Origin of the sequence: Belliella filtrata (genome assembly GCF_022549775.1) — a bacterium.
GTDB classification, from domain to species: Bacteria; Bacteroidota; Bacteroidia; order Cytophagales; family Cyclobacteriaceae; genus Belliella; species Belliella filtrata.
The window spans coordinates 34,891-53,746 of record NZ_JAKZGP010000033.1; the positions used below are offsets into that span (position 1 = coordinate 34,891).

Below are 18,856 nucleotides of genomic sequence, written 5' to 3' on the forward strand. Positions count from 1 at the left end.
TATAAACCCTCTATATTTCTATGATATCAGGTAGTACTAGATTTGAAAATAGTTTGGAATTTGCAAATAGAATGGATGAAAATGATCCTTTGAAGGCATTTAGAAACCGCTTCATTTTCCCAAAAGTAAATGGAAAAGAAGCTATATACTTCTGCGGGAATTCTCTAGGTCTACAGCCAAAAAGCACTCAAAGTTACATACAAAGAGAGTTGCACAATTGGGGAGAAATGGCTGTAGATGGCCATTTTCATGGTGAGGATGCTTGGTATCATGTGCGAAAAAAGTCTAAACCAGCCTTAGCAAATATTGTAGGGGCTCATGAGCATGAAGTCGTAGCGATGAATAATCTAAGTTCCAACCTTCATTTTCTTATGGTGTCTTTCTACCAACCTACAGATAAGAGGTACAAAATAATCACAGAAGCAGGGGCTTTTCCTTCGGATATGTATATGCTAGAAACTCAAGTCAAATTCAGAGGATTAGACCCTGATAAAGTGATCATTGAGCTATTACCAAGAGAAGGAGAGCATACTTTGAGGACAAGTGATATAGTTGATACCATAAAGAAACATGGTGAAAATCTGGCACTGGTAATGATGAGTGGACTTCAATACTACACAGGTCAACTTTTCGATATGGAATCAATCACCAAAACGGCTCATGAAGTAGGAGCTTTGGCAGGTTTTGACTTAGCCCACGCCGCTGGCAATGCAACTTTGTCTCTTCATAAATGGGGCGTTGATTTTGCCACTTGGTGCAGTTACAAATACCTGAATTCCGGCCCAGGGAATATTTCTGGGATATTTGTACATGAAAATCACGCTGAAAGACCTGACTTGATCAGATTTGCAGGCTGGTGGGGACATGATGAAGGAGAGCGTTTCAAAATGGAGAAAGGTTTTAAGCCAATGTATGGTGCAGATGGTTGGCAGCTTGCTAACTCAAATGTACTTGCCCTAGCTGCACATCAAGCATCCTTAGACATCTTTGAGGAGGCTGGTATAAAAAACTTAAGAGCAAAAAGTGAAATATTAACGCAATATTTGGAGTATTTGATAAAAGAAGTATCTGGAAGCTCGGGAATTATCGAAATAATTACCCCAAAAATCACGAAAGAAAGAGGTTGTCAATTATCTTTGCTGATTCATAAAGGTGGTAAAGCGGTGTTTGATGAGCTATATCAAGAAGGAATCGTAGGAGACTGGAGACACCCAAACGTCATTAGAATCGCCCCAACACCACTATATAACAGTTTCTTAGATATTTACAAGTTTGCAGAGATCCTGAAACTATCCCTTAAAAAATTCGCTTATAATTAAGCGACACCTGAATTACAAATCATGAAAAAAAATGAAATTAGCATCCTAGGTGCTGGATTGATAGGTTCTCTTTTGAGTATCTATCTCAAGAAGAGAGGATTGGATGTAACTATATTTGAAAAAAGGGCTGACAATAGGCAGCAAGCATATAAAGAAGAAGGAAGGTCTATCAATATGGCCTTGAGTGATAGAGGATGGAGAGCCTTGGAAAAAATTGGACTCAAAGATAAAATTATGCCCCTAGCCATTCCAATGTATGGTAGAAAGGTGCATGATGAACATGGAAAGACTTCTTTTATCCCTTATGGGAAAGACAATCAAGCCATATATTCCATTTCTAGAGGCAAATTCAATAGGATTCTTATAGACGAAGCTGAAAATGCAGGTGTAAACTTGGCATTTGCGCATAGATGTGATGATGTCAATTTAAGTAAGAATACTTTGACTTTCAGCAACAATAATGAGGTTAAAGATATTGAGTCAAGTGTGATCATAGGTGCTGATGGCGCCTATAGTTCCCTCCGCATGGCCATGCAGAAGCAAGTCAGGTTCAACTACAAGCAAGAATACATCACTCATGGATACAAGGAGCTTACCATACCTGCTACTGCAAGTGGTGAGTTTGCCTTAGACCCTAATGCACTTCATATCTGGCCAAGGGGAAAGTTTATGCTTATAGCACTTCCTAATCCTGACAAATCTTTCACTTGTACATTATTCTTGCCTTTTGAAGGCACGAAAGTTTGCTTTGAAAAAATCAATGATCAGGATGATGTCAACGCAGTATTCAAGACTTACTTTGATGATGCTTATCAACTTATGCCAAACCTAGCTGATGAGTTTCTCACAAATCCGACCTCTGCTTTAATCAATATAGAATGCTATCCTTGGGTACAAGGTAAGGCCTTACTCATCGGAGACGCTTCTCATGCCATGGTTCCATTTTATGGGCAGGGCATGAACTGTGGCTTTGAAGATGTGTTTATTTTAGACAGTCTGATAGACAAACTTGGAACCAATGTATGGGAACTTGTATTTGCCAAATTCCAAAAACAACGTAAACCAGACACAGATGCTATTTGTCAGTTGGCATTAGAGAATTTTGTAGAAATGCGTGATGCCGTATCTGATCCGAAATTCCTAATTAGGAAAAAGATCGAAGCTAAACTCCATGCTTTGTATCCTAAAGATTGGGTTCCACTTTATACCATGGTCACTTTTAGTACTATGCCATACGCAGAGGCATATGCACAAGGTAAATTGCAAGAACAAATTATGGATAAAGTAATGGCAAATCCACTGATAACCCAAAACTGGGACAAGCTTGACTATGAAGATATCATAGATCAATTAGATGCTGCAAAAGCCATATAAGCTTTCTACTACGTTTTATTAAAAGAGCCTTAGAACCTTTCCCCATACAAAAGGTATTCTAAGGCTCTTTTTGATTTCCATCTTGATCATTACCTAAAGGATTAACATTAAAAAATTGTATTTTTTGAATAGTAGTAGATTTTCACTATTGATCGTGACTTCCTAGAAAACAGTCTCCAATCACTCGTTTACTACTCAAAAATACACAAACAAAATTTTTAACTTTTCAAAACATAACCATCTCAGAATTATAAAAATTTTCATAACGGAAAATTAACCTATTTTCAAAATCAAATAGCCCTGAATTGAACGCATTCAAAGATGTGAAAATGCAAGACTTTTTTATCCACATTTTCAATAACTTATCCACATAACATTTACACAACACTGTAAGTCATTCATTTACTGATGTTTACAGTATTTTTTGCAAATATAGCTTTGTGGATAAATCTCTGTAAATGAGTTTTTTAAAATTTTCATGGACAAATCAACCGAAAAATAGTTATCCTTCAAAAGAAAATTTTGGTCAACTGAGATGAAGGTTACTACTCAAATTTACAAATATTAAATTTGGACAAGAATTAATTATCCAAACTGTCAAAAAAAGAATAAAAATGAGCAGATTTCAACAATTATCAATGTAAAAAAGCATTTAAAGGAATGTCTATAAAATATAATTATTTCAAGACATAAATACCAACACCTTGAACATGATACATATCTCCAAGCTGAGGAATTCTTTCTAGCAATGCAGGGAATGTTCCTTCTTGATCTATCACCAATTCTGGCTTTTCTAGCAAGAACTGTTGATAAACTCCAGCCATATCGGACAAGTCATCAAAATCTTTTAGAATCCTATCTGATAATTTGTAATTCAAATAGGGTGTAGCAGGCTGAGACTCCCAGTAATAGGCCGTATCTTTACCCAAAACCAACACCTTTTTACCTTTAGAAATCTGATGCTTCTGTTCAACTTTCAGTTGGTATTGATCCAAAAGTCCCGATTGCTTAGTCAAACCAAGCCACAAATACCCTGACAATGGCACTCCTACAAAAAGCAAAAAAGTAAAAACCAACAAGGCCTTTCGCTGTGTCACATACACAAATATTTGTGTAATAAAGTATGTCAAACTAGGAATGATTATCACGAATTGATAAGGTGTTCTTCTATTAGTGATCAAAATAGATAAAACTGCAAAAATCACATACACAAATAACAATTGCCTTTGTTTCTGTTGATTGACGGTGATCACTTTGAACCAAACACCAACAAAATAACCAATGACAGCTAGTAATAGCGGCAATGCAAATATTCCTATCAATGCTAAGATTGTCACGTGGGGATATACATCCACTACCCTTGAAGCAAAAATATACTCAAACACAAACTCTGGCAGGGCATCTATCCAAAAATAATACAAAGCGCATAGAGACAAAGGCAAAAAATATCCAACAAGTGACAATAAAAATTGCCTAAATGTAAAACCGCTAATGGCTATACCTGAAACAACCAAAAACGGCAGAAAAATAATCAGTGGGAAATGAAAACAGGCAGCAATTCCTCCAAATACGCCTGCCAATAGCACAGAGTCTGATCCTTCTTTTTGAAGAACTGTCTGTGCAAACAGTTGCCCTAATGCTAACACCAAGAAAGTACCTCCCATCAATGCTGGAGACAATACTAGCATGTCAAATGATAGATGAAACAGCACCAACATCACTGCTGCTGGAATGTAGGTGTTCTCATCAAATGATTTGTATTGAATAAATAGCGTATTGATATAGGTAATCTGAAATATGGCAATCAGAAAGGCAAGCATCTTATAGACAAAGAAACTTCTCCCAAAGATTTCATGTAATATCCAGTAGACTCCAACCGACAATGGACCTGTATCATCTATCACATCCGTATACATATGAAAGCCATCAGCTAACCGTTCTCCTACTAGCATCCAAATAAGCTCTGGCTGCGTAATGGGCGCTCCAAGGACTAAGTAATAAAAACCACTATAAATCAAAAGAAGCACTAATATGCCTAATAATCTGAATGGGTCGTTGATCTTAAAAAAACGTAGCAAAGGATTTAAATTGATAAGGTGTGAGAATCGGAACGCACGAAATTAAAGCTAACTCATTTAAATCACTAAATTTGTACCAACAAATATTAATATGGAAAGTAAAAGACAACAAAAATATTCCAAACTTATTCAAAAAGAACTTGGAGAAATATTTCAAAAAGAAGCTAGACATCTTGTAGGAAATGCTATGGTGACAGTAGTAAGGGTTTTGATGAGCCCTGACTTGAGTGTTGCCAAAATCAACCTTAGTTTTCTACTGGCAGATAATGAGGTGCTATTTGAGAAAATCAATGATAATAAGAAAGAACTTCGCAAACACTTAGGGCTTCGCATAGGTAAAAGTGTGAGGATCATTCCTGAGCTTGCCTTCTTTATGGACGAATCGGCCTCCTACGCCCAGCATATGGACAAAATAATCTCTTCGCTCGATATCCCCGAGGCAAATGAAGAGGATGAAGAAGGAGATGAAGATTAATTGATACAATCCTTGAATCTATCTTACTTTATAGCATCCCGGTATTTTCGCAGCAAGAAAAAGCGAAACTTCATCACCATCTTGTCCAGAATCTCCATGATCGGAGTGGCAGTGGGTACTATGGCTTTGGTCATTGTGCTTTCTGTATTCAATGGCCTAGAAGATTTGGTGAGGGGATTGTATGCATCGTTTGATGCCGAATTAAAGATAGAAGCAAGTGAAGGAAAATCCTTTGCTGTAAATGAAGACTTTTTGAATCAAATCAAAGCTGTAAAAGGTCTTGATGTCTTGACCGAGGTTATCGAAGACAATGCTCTCTTCAAATACGATGATTACCAGCATTTGGCACGCATCAAAGGCGTTAGTGATAATTATCTCGATCAGGGAAGGTTTGAGAAAGGTTACTTATGGGGCAATTTGGACTTAGGCAACGAAGACCAGCCTAAGGCAATCATTGGTAGAGGGGTTGGTTTTTATTTATCTATAGACCTTGATAATGATTATGAACTATTGCAAGTGTTCTACCCAAAAGCCCCACGAAATGCTGGGACACTTGATCCCAGACAGTTGTATTCAAGACAAGTAATCAAGCCCACAGCGTTTTTTAGTATTGAAAAAGAGTTTGATGATAACTATATCATTGCTCCGCTTTCCTTTGTACAAAGTCTCTTAAATTATGGAGACAAAAGAACTTCCCTAGAAGTAAAAGTAGTGGAAGGGACAAATATTTCATCCGTCAAAAAACAATTGAAAACACTCCTTGGCGAGGAGTTTACAGTAAAAGACACTGATGAGCAGCATGCAGGATTACTTAGAACAATCAAAATTGAGAAGCTCTTTGTCTTTATTACATTGACTTTTATCTTAGCTGTGGCTTCATTCAATATTTTCTTTTCTCTGTCAATGATGGCGATCGAAAAGAAAAAAGATACAGCTGTACTTTTTGCCATGGGTGCGACCGAGAAGCTTATCAGACAAATTTATATCAAACAGGGGGCTATCATTGCTTTTTCAGGAGCTGCAATAGGATTGTTTTTTGGCTACTTTATTTGTTGGATTCAGGACACCTACGGCCTTGTCACGTTAGGAATCAGCTCTTCGGTTATAGACAGCTATCCCGTGAAAATGATCTGGACAGACTTTTTGTGGACAAGCATTGCTGTGATTTCTATTACCTTTGTTGCTTCCTACAGACCTGCTGTAATTGCATCCAAGGTGAAACCCAAAGACCTATGACGCTTGGGCAGGTTTGATCATCTGAAGAATCTCATCGACATACTCTCTGGTATTGGAAAGTCTTGGCACTTTATTTTGTCCTCCGAGCTTTCCTCTAGACCTCATCCATGATTCAAACACACCTTCATTTACCACATGAACCCTTGGGGCTGTCAGGGCTAAGTCCTTATATCGCTTAGCGTCATAATCAGAATTAACCTTTCTAAGCTCTTCATCCAGCAGGTTAATGAACCTTTCTCTATCATCTGGAAGCTTATTGAACTCCACGATCCATTCATGAGCTCCCTTCGATTTGGAATCTCCAAAGTAAACTGGCGCAGCTGTAAAATTAGTAATTGTAGCATGAGTAGCTTCAGCTGCTACTTGTATGGCTGATTCCGCATTTTCTACGATCACTTCTTCACCAAAGGCATTGATAAAGTGCTTTGTTCTACCAGAAATCTTGATTCTATATGGGTGTAAATTCGTGAACTTGACTGTATCGCCGATCTTATACCTCCACAGTCCAGCATTAGTTGTGATCAGGATCGCATAATTCTTACCTAGCTCAACTTCTGTCAATGGAACTACCTTCGGATGCTCATTATCCCACTCTTCCATTGGGATAAACTCATAAAAAATCCCGTAATCTAGCATCAACAGTAATTCATCAGAATCTTTTTGATCTTGAATCCCAAAAAAGCCTTCAGATGCATTATAAGTCTCCATGTAGCGCATCCTTTCTGAAGGGATCAACTCTTTGAATAATCCTCTATATGGCCCAAAAGCAACAGCTCCATGAAAAAACACTTCAAGGTTTGGCCAAACCTCTAGAATATTATTAGCACCCTTCAACTCCAATATTCGTTGAAGCAATACAATTGTCCAAGTAGGCACCCCTGAAATACTAGTGACATTCTCATCCATCACTTCTCTGGCCATCCTTTCTATCTTTGCCTCCCACTCATTCATTAATGCAGTCTCCAAACTAGGAGTCCTTGCCATCTGTACCCATATCGGTAAGTTATGTGTGATCACTGCAGATACGTCTCCTACTTTACTACTTGACTCATTAGAAAGAGGATTGCTAGATAAGCTTCCACCGATTGTCAAGGCTTTTCCAGAGAAAAGTTTACTATCAGGATAATTGTTGACATACATTGACAGCATGTCTTTACCTCCTTTGAAATGGCACTCTTCCAAGGCTTCTTGGGATACTGGAATGTATTTACTTCTGCTAGAAGTAGTGCCTGAAGATTTGGAAAACCACTCTATATCTGTAGGCCAAATTACATTTTGACGACCTTTCATGGTCATTTCAATGTAAGGCTTCATTTGTTCATAATCATGAATGGGAACCTTGGAAGCAAAGTCTGCATAGGTTTTCATTTCTGAAAAGCTATACTTCTTCCCAAACTCAGTTCTTTTAGCCTCATTTACTAATTCAAAAAGAATTTCTTCTTGAATGGCTATTGGGTTTTCTTTGAAATTATTAATTTGACCTATTCGGTTTTTAAAAATCCAGGTCATAAAAGTATTGACTACTTCCATCAGTTAAAGACTTTTCGTTTCAGTTCAAAATGTTGTCCAAGATATACTCTTCTTACTTGCTCATCCGCTGCAAGGTCTTCTGCTGTACCCGCTTTTAGCAATTTCCCCTCAAACATCAAATAAGCCCTATCCGTAATAGAAAGCGTTTCGTTCACGTTGTGGTCAGTGATCAGAATGCCGATATTTTTGTTTTTGAGCTTAGCGACAATTGTCTGTATCTCTTCTACTGCAATGGGATCGACCCCTGCAAATGGCTCATCCAATAGGACGAACTTTGGGTCCACGGCCAATGCCCTAGCTATCTCCGTCCTCCTTCGCTCACCTCCTGATAACACCATCCCCAAATTTTTTCGCACATGAGTAAGGGAAAACTCTTCCAAAAGGCTCTCTACTTTCTCTTTTCTCTCTGCCTTGGTCATTTTTTTCATTTCCAAAACAGCCATGATATTCTCCTCTACAGACAATTTTCTAAAAACACTTGCCTCTTGCGCCAAATAGCCAATACCCAACTGTGCTCTTTTGTACATTGGAAGTGCAGTGATATTATCCTGATCAAGATGAATCTGCCCTTCATTTGGTTGTATCAAACCTACAATCATGTAAAACGAGGTAGTTTTACCAGCTCCATTTGGGCCCAAAAGCCCTACGATTTCGCCTTGTTTTACCTCCACAGAGATGTTGTTGACCACTCTTCTTCCTTTGTATATTTTGACAAGGTTGTCAGCTTTGAGTACTTTCATATCAGTCGAATTTGATGTCTTTGACGTACAGTTGCAAGCTACTATTGTTTCTAAATGTATTTTCTCGAATCTCAAAAGCCAAATCAAAACGCATTTTTCTCTTGAGCATTTTGTAAACTATCTCATCTTCATATTTAGTACGATCTGCCATACCAAATGCAATACAAACTGGACGAGTGACCTGTCCATCCTGAACGACATTGAAGCGAAGATGTTTTTCCTTTAATATTCTTACATCTTCTGCATATACCTGATTGGCATAAAAAATCGGCTCAGGATTACCAGGACCAAAAGGTGCCATTTGTTTTAAGATATTGTAGAACTTATAATTAATCTGATCCAAAAGAATCTCATCATCTACCTCCAGCACCGGCATCATGTGGACATCTTGTATCCTAGAACTGACTACTGCTTCGAATTTTTCCTGAAAGGCTACTACTTTATCCACAGCCATCGTCAGTCCAGCTGCATACTTGTGACCCCCAAATTGCTCTAACAAATCACTACACTCACTGATAGCTTCATAAATATCAAAATCGTACACTGATCTCGCTGACCCAGTGGCCTTGTTGTTGGATTCTGTAAGAATAATGGTCGGTCTGTAGAATTTCTCAATACAGCGAGACGCCACAATACCTATCACTCCTTTGTGCCAATCTTCCTTGAATAGCACGGTGGAGCGCATTTCTCTTATGGCATTTTTTTCCTCAATCATCATCAAGGCTTCTTTGGTGATGTTTTCATCGAAATTTTTCCGAGCTGCATTCACTGTATCTACGGCTTCTGCTTGTCTGAGTGCATCATCCAAATCTTTGGCTATCAGCAATTCCACAGATGCTTTGGCATGTTCTAGACGCCCAGAAGCATTGATCCTGGGTCCTATTTTGAATACAATATCCGAAATCTCTATTTCCTTCTCAATCTTGCTCTTCAAGATCAAGGCTTTGATTCCTGGTCTCGGATTATTATTGAGCCTTTCGATCCCGTAAAATGCCAAGATCCTATTTTCTCCTGTGATCGGTACAATATCGGCTGCAATACTGATCGCTAAAAGATCCAAGTACGACATCACAATCGTAGCATCTCTGTCTGTATGCTGCGCAAATGCCTGCATCAACTTGAAGCCAACTCCACAACCGCTCAGCTCCTTGTACGGATACTCACAATCCTTTCTCTTTGGATCCAAAATCGCTACCGCTGGTGGCAACTCATCTCCTGGTGTATGGTGGTCACAAATGATAAAATCCACACCAAGCATTTTTGCTAAACTGACCTTTTCTATTGCCTTTATACCACAATCCAAAGAAATGATCAACTTGAAATTATTCTCAGCTGCATAGCGTACCCCTCGTTCAGAGATACCGTAGCCTTCTTTGTACCTGTCTGGAATGTAGAACTCAAGGTTTTTGTAAAATTGACTAAGGTAACCGTATACCAAAGCCACAGATGTAGTCCCATCAACGTCATAATCACCATAGATAAGGATTTTTTCCTCACGACCTATCGCTTCCTCCAGTCGTTGTATTGCCTTGTCCATGTCCTTCATCAAAAATGGATCATGCAACTTGTCTAGGTCTGGTCTGAAGTAGTCTTTCGCTTTTTGAAATGTATCTACACCTCTGTTGACCAACATATTGGCTAGGGTATTATTCACATTGATATCCCTACTCAAGGAAGTTACATTTTCCTCCGCTGCTTTATCTCTTATCTTCCAGTTGTACTCCATGTGGCTAAATTACTAAACTACCCGGCTAATTGTGTACTGCTCATGAATAATTTTGAGTTTAAACAGTCTTTATCTTCTAATCAAAGGTAAACCTCAGGGATCAAACAAAAATTCCTTGAAAAAGAAAAAAGGAACCCATCAAGGTTCCTCTTTTCAAAATCAATAAACCATACATTAATGTCACTTGATCAAAGCGTATTCCAAACTTGGTCTTCCTCGCTCTCCACCAGTAGTCAAGGAGAGGAATCTCAATTTATAATGATTGCCTGCTTTATCTTTGATGATGTAATACCTGTCTTCTCTTGCACTAGGCGAGGAGGTTGGTCCTCCTCCAGATCTCCAGTTTGAGCCTATCGTTAAGCGATTATCTACATTAAAATTTAGACCCTGAAGGTCTTGAATATCAAAATCTTCATAAGACAGATCTGATTCCAGTATTTCCTGAGCTCCAACACCTCCGTATATATTATGGTAAACCAAATCTTGAAAAAAGTAAGCAAGTGTGCCATCAGTAGCCTGTGCATATGGAGTAGATGAAGTTCCTGCAGTCCAGACAAAATCCCATTTTTCTTTGACCGGCTCTACTTCCACAATCCCATTATCAATTGAAAAATAGGTGAAATTGTGTGACTCATTTTTGCTGACCTCCACTTTGGTTACTTCAATTGAATTAGTTGGAGCATGTTCGATGATGTATTTATTATTCGAAACATAAATTTTCACCTTTTTCCACTCTCTGGTATCTGCTCCACTTTCGCCTCTGTTTACGATAAAAACCTTAGCATCTTGTTCGTTATTAGCTAAGTTTCCGAATACAGAACCATTATTTAATGGATTTGAAGGATTATCGACACGAAGGATACCACTCAAATTGTTAAAATTTAGATCTAGACTTCCGCTAGATTTAAGATTGTTCACATAAGCTTCATCTACTTCAGAAAATGCAGTGTAGGCAGTCTCATAAGCCATTGCACCTGTAGTACCATTGATCAATACTTGGAATGCCGTGCCATTGCTAAAAGCAAAATCCCATGAATCTCTCCTTACAGCAACTTGCTCTTCAGCACTAAGATCCACAAACACCATATTTGGAAAGGTAGTGCCTCCACCATTGAGCTCTATGTAAGCCTCTTCTACTGGTGGGGTCTCTACTGTCGGATTTTCATTATCTGTGCATGAAGCAATCATCATCCCGAAAGCTGCTAGTATCACATTGATTTTAATGTAATTATTGTTTTTCATTATTACTGTTTATTTAAATAGTTGGTAATTAATTCCTATAAAATATGATCGGCCATAGCCTATGGGCCTACTTGCTCCACCTGAATGTGCACTTCCCTCTCCAAGACTACTTTGGACATTTTTGACATCAAGAAGATTCCTCGCTCCAAAAGTCAAGTCCATGCTTCCAAACAAGGTCTTTTTCATCGTCAGGTCCATCCAATGAAACCCATCTAACTGGACTGGACGAAATACATCGACGCTGTCTGAATCAGCTACAAAAGCTGGTAATGCACCAGTCCATTTGTAAAACAAATGCAAGTGGCTATCAACTAAAGGAAGGTAAACACCTATGTTTGCATTGAGCTCAGTGGTCCAAAGCAAGGAGGCTAAGTCTGGATTCTCACTACTAATCTGATTATACCTTCCAATCCTTGAAATGCCGAAGTCCAGGCTATGTTTATTCAGGATCAGCTTGTTTCTTAACATGACGCCACCAGTTCGGAAATTTTCCAAGTTGAACAAAGATGTCAGTCTAGGATCATCAGGTGAAATACCATAGGTAATCTGATTGTCGATATCATTATAGAATGAATTGATAGTGGACTCAAGTTTGATATTTCTACCCATGCTGTTCAGCCATGAAAGCGAGGCTTGGTAGCTGTGAGATGTCTCTGCTTGCAAGTCTGGATTGCCAACAATTGAATGGCTAGCATCAAAAAAATCAAAGTACAATTCTCTAATAGAAGGTGCTCTAAAGCCTCTAGCATACCCAAACTTCAAAGCAAGTGACTGACTCAAATCCCATCGACCATTGACTGAGGGTATCAGTGGTGGCGCCTTATAAGCGGAATTGTACGTCCTTCTTACACCAGGCCTAAGACTAAAAGACGCTGTGGGTTTCCACTCTCCACTTATGAAAAATGCCAAATCATTAATCCCCTCATTGGTAGATATCCGCTCTCCTGAGCCTACTTCTTGATTGAAATCCACACCCACTGTCCAGGCCAAGTGCTCGTGCATATCCCATATTGAAGTCAGCCTCACATTGAGCCCATTGTAATTTAACACTGCTTGACTTCCTGGAGCATTGGAAAGTCCCGTCTCTCCAGTACGCACATTGGTATAAGTTGTAATGGTGTTTCTTTGATAGTCTGTATATCCTGCTTGAATAGCTGCTTTTAATTTCTGATTCAAAGCATAGCTACCGGTCAACCTGTGCATGACTCTTCTTGTGACAAACTCACTATCCACGGTCTCAACTCTATTTTCTGGTCCAAAGCTGGTTATGGATTCGTTCAAATAATCAATCCCGTAAGACAGATCTATGTCCTCACTTCCAAAATTGAGTTGGGCCATTCCTAAGTTTTGGGTTTTGGGTAACCAAGAGTACTGTCTACCTTCAAAATCACCTTTCCATCCACCAAAATCATTTTGTGTCCATCCTGCCGAAACACTGAAGCTTTCATCTATACGGTATTGACCTTGTACACTTCGAATATGGTTTCCACTACCTGTCAGTGGCTGATAACCCTGACCTACAGTCTCCTCCTGGACACGAGCATTCAGCAAGATCTTGGTATCTCCTGGTCGCTTAGTGATGATATTGATCACACCTGCTAGTGCATCTGCCCCATAAACCACAGACATGGGGCCTTCTACGATCTCTATGCGCTCGATTTGATTGATATCTATCTGATTGATATTGATCTCATTGTTCACTCCTTGTCTTCCGACCATAGGTACACCATCTATCAGAATTTTAACATTCTGACCAGAGAGCCCCAGCATTTCTAGGTTACTGCTTCCGAGCGCATTGTCTTGACTGAACCTGATCCCCAGCTCTGTGTTTAGTACTTCTTGGAGATTGCTAGCCGCTCTATTTTGAATGATTTCCTTGGAGATTGTTCTGACTTGATACACTGATTGCCGAGCACTCTGTGGGTCAACGTTACCTGTCACAACTACTTCATCAAGATGCTGAACCAGTGGTGTCAGTTTGACTGTCAAGTCTACATGATTGCTCAAGGTGATCACTTTAGCCTCATAACCTATTGCGGTGACTTTAATCTTAGATTGATTTAAATGATCTGGAAGCTCGAAGTTGCCATTTTCATCTGCCAATACACCTTTACCATCACCCCACTGAATGGTAGCGTATGGTACAGCTTGCCCTTTTTCATCCTTCACTTGCCCTTTGACACCAGCTATTGCATTACTAAAAGCAAAGCAAAAACAGATGCATGTAAGAAATATCGAGAGTTTATTAAGATCAATTCTAAACATAAGTTTAAATTTTTTTAGGCAGGGTTAAAATCCCTGCCTCCTTTGCAATCAAAGACTATCTATCAAGGCTTTCCAATCAGAAAGCTGGGGTAAGCCAGGCTTACGCAGGCCAAAGAATTGAGCGATCATTTCACCTTCTTCATCGAAGAGCTCCAAGGAGGAAACGATCCCATCTTCGGTGTTTTTGTGAACTACAAAAGCATGTGCTATCTGATTTTCGTCAAGGTGCATGTTGAATTGCGGATCAAGGACATTCAGCCAATCTCCCATTTGCTTGATGGTCTTTACTTTTCCTTGATGAATCTGAATATTGCCTTTATTTCCTGCAAAGATCATGATTGGCAATTGTGCTGATGAAGCTGTTTCCAAAATTCGTCTTGCTGCCAATCGATCTACTTCATAAGCCCATTTGTCATCGATCCACTTCACAGCATCCATTCGGTGAACTTTGTATTTTCTTAGCATTCCAAAAAAATCATGAGTATCCTTCATCTCTTCCCAGTCTTTGGTAAATGCTTCCAAGTCTATCTTTTCGGCATAGCTTGGCTTGGCGAACTGCCCTATTTCCAAATTGGCATCCTGATCAGCTGATTTATATGCCTCAACTAGTTCATTGAAAACTTCAACTTTTGAATCATCCTGCACATAAACTTTCATAATTGCTGTACCAGATTTGTCAAAAAACTGAATGCTACGCATTACTCCTCTAGGGGTATCGTTCACTACAGCAAAACCAAACTTCCAGGCAGAGAAGAATACTCTTTGCTCTATTGGACCTATTACGGTGGCCATTTGATGTGCTGGACTACCTTTTATGCTGATTTTTTGAAAATTTCCTTTGTGCTCAAGCACACAGCCTTCACTTCTAGTGAGTGCCATCACTTTGCCTAGTTTCTTTAGCGCTACCAAAAGTGAAGTCCAATCCTCTTTCAACCTGGTAACAGACTCACCAACTTGAGTTGCCAAGAGTTCCGCCTCTGAAACAGCAAGTTGCGCTGCAGCATCTCGAATCCTAAGATTAGACTGCTCAGACTTCAGTTTTCCCCACGCATCTTTCAATGCTATTTCTCGACTTGATAGTGTAGTTTCCATTGTATTAAAGTGCTTTATTGATTCTTTGATTGATATGGTGAATAGGAAGACTATGGACCAGAAGTCCCAAGCCCTCGTGGTGTTTCTCTACATGTATAGGATAGCCATAGAGGCTTTCCAGATTTTGATTTGTGAAGACTTCAGATACATGGCCATTGGCCATCACTTCGCCATGTTTCATCATAATCACTTGATCAGCATAGTTGGCTACCAAGCTCAGGTCATGCAAAACCATTAAAATACCTATATTCCTTTGCTTCAATTCATTCATAAAGTCTAGTACCAAATGCTGCAAAGCCACATCCATGCTGGATACAGGCTCGTCCAATAGAATAAATCTTGGAAAAGCCTGCTTTTTCCACACTTGTACCAGTACCCTCGCAAGCTGTACTCGCTGCTTCTCTCCTCCAGATAGCATGTTGTAAGCTTGTGCTCTCAGGTGCCATACTTGGAGTTTTTCCATTACAGCTTGGATATCTCGATCTGAAATGGCTGCAGGATCATTGATCATTCCTAAGGCGACAATTTCCCAAGAAGAAAATGGGAAAGACACTTCGCTGTGTTGCGGCATCACTGCACGGACTTTTGCCAGTTGGTTACTTTTGAAACCAGCTAAAGGCTTACCATTGTATGAAACCTCACCACGATTACAGGTCAAGTCCCCAGATAATAATTTAAATAGGGTGGATTTTCCAGCTCCGTTTGGTCCAATAATCGCTGTCAGCTCTCCAGGAGCTACCATGATATTGACCTCACCAATGATTGGTCTTTCGCTGATACAGAAATGAATGTTTTTTCCTTGTAACATGTCAGAGCTTGATTTTTTTGAGATTGACTATAAGATAGATGAAAAAAGGAGCTCCAAGTAAGGCTGTAATAATTCCTATTGGTAATTCCGCTGGTCTGACGATATTTCTAGCCATCAAATCCGCTGCTGACAAAAGTATCGCTCCTAGCAAAAATGATCCTGGTAATACCAATCGATGATCCGCTCCAAATCCCAATCGAATCAAATGTGGAACGACTAAGCCTACAAATCCAATCGTACCACTAAGAGAAACAGCCGTACCAACAATCATTGCCGCTGACAAGAACAGGACGTATTTTACATATTGAATATTCACACCCATGTGAAATGCTTCTCGCTCTCCCAAAGCCATGGCATTGAGCTGGGGATAAAGTCTAATCACCATCCCCGATGCAGGAATCATCAAAACAGAAGCTGTTAACAATTTCATCCAACTACTACCGCCAAGATCTCCCAAACTCCAAAAGGTAAAATTCCTCAATGCTGCATCATCAGCATAAAACAGCACCAAGCCGATCAGAGCACCCATCAGTGCATTGATTGCTACTCCAGACAAGATCAATACAGACACATCCGTCTTCCCTGTATGGCTGGCAATACGATAAACAATCAATGTCACCATCAGCCCACCACAAAATGCAAATAACGGTAGTCCAATGAGCGAAAGTAAAGGTGTCATGCTCAAAACTTTTGCTCCAAATACTATAAACACTACTGCAAAAAAAGCTCCCCCAGTGCTGACACCTATCAATCCTGGTTCCACAAGAGGATTTCTAAATAGTCCCTGCAAAGCTGCGCCTGCTAAACCCAAGCCTCCTCCGATGATAATTCCCATGAGAACTCGGGGCATCCTGATACTTAACAACACTTGAGACGCTGCACCTGAACCCTCATAAGTACCAAAACCCAGTTTGCCTAAGAGTATGGCCAATACTTCATTCATGGAAATATGAAAGGCTCCAATGGATAAGGACAGAAGCAAAAGCGCCATCAGTACCAAGCTCAAGCCAGATAAAACAAGGTGTTGAACCTTTCTTTTTGTCAAAAAGATATCGGCCTGCATCACATTCATTTGCTATAAACTTCTTTTGCTATTTCTAATGCTACTTCACCCACTCTAGGGCCAAAACCTGAAAGCAAGAGACCATCATAAGTCAATATCTGATCTTTTTGGAATGCTGTGGTTTGATCTAACCCCTTGATTTTTGAAAGTCCATCTTTTCCACCTAGAGAAGCTAAACCAGAATCAAACATCAATACATAATCAGGATTATACTTAACCAAAGCCTCTGGGGTCAGAGGAATGAAATCTTTGAAACCTAATGTGGGATTTGACAATCCTGATAAACTTATCAAACTTGTGGCAAAGGTCTCTTCTCCTGCAACAAAAACCATATCCTCACCTCTAGCCATTAAAAAGAGCATACTTGGCCTTTCGGAAAGCGATATTTTTGACTTGTACTCATCCAGCGTTTTCAAATCCGCTTTCACCTTATCTATCAATGCTAAACCTTCTTCTTTTACCTGGAGAAAATCAGCAAGCTCAGCGATAAGACTGATCGTTTCAGTTGTAGTCTGTGGCTTCTCGAATAGCCTTACTTCGACCCCAGTGCTTTGCAATTGCGCTATCACTTCAGGTAACAAATAATCCTTTTCAATCAAAATCACTTCAGGATTCAAGGACAAGATGCCTTCTGATTTGATCTGATTGCGATAGCCTATTGAGGGTAATTTTTGTAATGAAGCAGGAAAAGTGGAAGTAATATCTGTCGCTATGATCAAATCCTCAAAACCCAATGCCGTCACAATTTCTGAAATTGTTCCACCAGCAGTGATGATGCTTCGCTCCGTGGAAGCTTGCTGTTCTTTTGGTGAAGAACATGCTACCAAAAACAGGAGTACAATAATAAACTTCGTTTTCATTTATTTAGATCAATTTTAAATAATATCACAAATGTCATATTATTTAGATTAAATCCAAATTAAAATTAATAGATTTTTTCTATCAAAATAACAAATGAATAAATGGTAACTTACAGTAGGTAAGGGATAAGGAGAGAATCAAGTCCTTGAAGTTTCCCTATGAAAATTTCAGGGGGTAAAAAAATAAGATTTTCCGATTAGGTATTCTTAGGCTTATTATCATAATAAGACTTGGTTGGCGCAAGACTAAACATCTAATTATTGCTTATGGACTAACTCCATAAATACTAAGATTCTAAATCAAATACTCATGTAAGAAAAAAAAAATAACTAGTGCGTAATGAAAAACGCCAACTGGAGACTAAATTCTCTAAATTTTTTTCAATACCCCATTTATTGAGTATTGTCTCTTTCAGCAGATGGAAGCTTATTCAATGACCCAGCTTGATCTTCGTGCTACTAAAAAATTCAAAATTTTTTACCTAGTTTCAGGAGTACCATCCTTGCCTGGCGAATTGACAGGTTCTTCATTGAGCTCATTCGAGGTACGAGCTACATCTTCATTCTCCCGCTTTGAACTTGCCTACTGATAGGTAGGACTAGCAGGGGAAATGGACATAATCCTTGGAGCATGAAAGCTCAATCAAATTGCTACTATTTTGAAAAAAAGAATTAAATTGATAAATATTAATATTTCCCTCTATAAATTAAAAATTTAATTTTTTTTCTAGCTTGTAAGATTAAAGAAAATAACTCATGAAGGCTCTATATGAATTAAAGTGGGTAAATAGAAACTAGGTCCATGAAAGTACTAATTTTGTTTGATGAATAGTAAACAGATTTTCGAGATTGCTTTAGGCTTAGAAAAGCCATGGTTTATAAAAGAAATAATTATGACCAAGGCTGATGGTACGAATCAAAGTCAGATAGATATTTATATAGATTTCGAGAGAGGCTTCAAGTTTGCTGGAGGAAAGACTCATGATACTGTAGAAAGAAGCTGGCAACACCTTAATTTTTTTCAGCATAGATGTTTTTTACATGCTCG

Annotated in this window: 14 protein-coding genes and 1 pseudogene; 5 read left to right on the forward strand and 10 right to left on the reverse strand. The window is 39.0% G+C overall.

What is annotated here, in order from left to right; all coding sequences use genetic code 11:
• Window positions 1–20: 20 nt before the first annotated feature.
• Together kynU and MM239_RS12845 are read left to right on the forward strand one after the other, a co-directional pair.
• Complete coding sequence (gene kynU / locus MM239_RS12840; RefSeq protein ID WP_241348650.1) at window positions 21–1,319, forward strand: kynureninase; 1,299 nt, start codon at window positions 21–23, stop codon at window positions 1,317–1,319.
• Window positions 1,320–1,340: 21 nt separating this feature from the next.
• Window positions 1,341–2,693 (forward strand): FAD-dependent oxidoreductase, encoded by a 1,353-nt coding sequence (locus MM239_RS12845; protein ID WP_241348651.1) that lies wholly within the window; start codon window positions 1,341–1,343, stop codon window positions 2,691–2,693.
• Between the two features lie 677 nt (window positions 2,694–3,370).
• Here MM239_RS12845 and MM239_RS12850 read toward each other — a convergent pair.
• Complete coding sequence (locus tag MM239_RS12850; protein ID WP_241348652.1) at window positions 3,371–4,771, reverse strand: hypothetical protein; 1,401 nt, start codon at window positions 4,769–4,771, stop codon at window positions 3,371–3,373.
• Window positions 4,772–4,862: 91 nt separating this feature from the next.
• On the opposite strand from MM239_RS12850, the gene rbfA reads away from it, so the two are divergent.
• A complete protein-coding gene (gene rbfA / locus MM239_RS12855) occupies window positions 4,863–5,246 on the forward strand; it encodes a 30S ribosome-binding factor RbfA (RefSeq protein WP_241348653.1) in 384 nt (127 codons plus the stop codon).
• 12 nt (window positions 5,247–5,258) lie between these two features.
• Window positions 5,259–6,482 (forward strand): ABC transporter permease, encoded by a 1,224-nt coding sequence (locus tag MM239_RS12860; RefSeq protein ID WP_241348654.1) that lies wholly within the window; start codon window positions 5,259–5,261, stop codon window positions 6,480–6,482.
• On the opposite strand, the gene MM239_RS12865 is transcribed toward MM239_RS12860, so the two are convergent.
• From MM239_RS12865 to MM239_RS12905, 9 genes are all read right to left on the reverse strand, one after another.
• A complete protein-coding gene (locus tag MM239_RS12865; RefSeq protein WP_241348655.1) occupies window positions 6,477–8,012 on the reverse strand; it encodes a GH3 auxin-responsive promoter family protein in 1,536 nt (511 codons plus the stop codon). The two genes, MM239_RS12860 and MM239_RS12865, sit on opposite strands and share 6 nt — an antisense overlap.
• On the reverse strand, window positions 8,012–8,752 hold the full coding sequence (lptB, locus tag MM239_RS12870) for an LPS export ABC transporter ATP-binding protein (RefSeq protein ID WP_241348656.1): 741 nt from the start codon (window positions 8,750–8,752) through the stop codon (window positions 8,012–8,014). Before lptB ends, MM239_RS12865 begins: the two co-directional genes overlap by 1 nt.
• Window position 8,753: 1 nt before the next feature.
• Window positions 8,754–10,478, reverse strand: coding sequence for a single-stranded-DNA-specific exonuclease RecJ (gene recJ, locus MM239_RS12875; protein ID WP_241348657.1), 1,725 nt, complete (start codon window positions 10,476–10,478; stop codon window positions 8,754–8,756).
• A 180-nt stretch (window positions 10,479–10,658) separates the two neighbouring features.
• On the reverse strand, window positions 10,659–11,720 hold the full coding sequence (locus tag MM239_RS12880) for an HmuY family protein (RefSeq protein WP_241348658.1): 1,062 nt from the start codon (window positions 11,718–11,720) through the stop codon (window positions 10,659–10,661).
• Between the two features lie 9 nt (window positions 11,721–11,729).
• The gene (locus tag MM239_RS12885; protein WP_241348659.1) at window positions 11,730–13,985 is read right to left on the reverse strand and encodes a TonB-dependent receptor; all 2,256 of its coding nucleotides are present in this window, start codon (window positions 13,983–13,985) and stop codon (window positions 11,730–11,732) included.
• Window positions 13,986–14,033: 48 nt separating this feature from the next.
• The gene (locus MM239_RS12890; RefSeq protein ID WP_241348660.1) at window positions 14,034–15,077 is read right to left on the reverse strand and encodes a hemin-degrading factor; all 1,044 of its coding nucleotides are present in this window, start codon (window positions 15,075–15,077) and stop codon (window positions 14,034–14,036) included.
• Between the two features lie 4 nt (window positions 15,078–15,081).
• Window positions 15,082–15,885, reverse strand: a complete 804-nt coding sequence (locus MM239_RS12895) for a heme ABC transporter ATP-binding protein (protein WP_241348661.1) — start codon at window positions 15,883–15,885, stop codon at window positions 15,082–15,084.
• A gap of 1 nt (window position 15,886) precedes the next feature.
• Window positions 15,887–16,948 carry a FecCD family ABC transporter permease gene (locus MM239_RS12900; protein WP_241348662.1) on the reverse strand — a complete coding sequence of 354 codons (1,062 nt, stop codon included), beginning with the start codon at window positions 16,946–16,948 and terminating at the stop codon, window positions 15,887–15,889.
• Window positions 16,949–16,953: 5 nt separating this feature from the next.
• Window positions 16,954–17,808 (reverse strand): heme/hemin ABC transporter substrate-binding protein, encoded by an 855-nt coding sequence (locus tag MM239_RS12905; protein ID WP_241348663.1) that lies wholly within the window; start codon window positions 17,806–17,808, stop codon window positions 16,954–16,956.
• Window positions 17,809–18,632: 824 nt separating this feature from the next.
• On the opposite strand from MM239_RS12905, the pseudogene MM239_RS12910 reads away from it, so the two are divergent.
• Window positions 18,633–18,856: pseudogene (locus tag MM239_RS12910) on the forward strand (ISL3 family transposase); the annotation flags it as partial.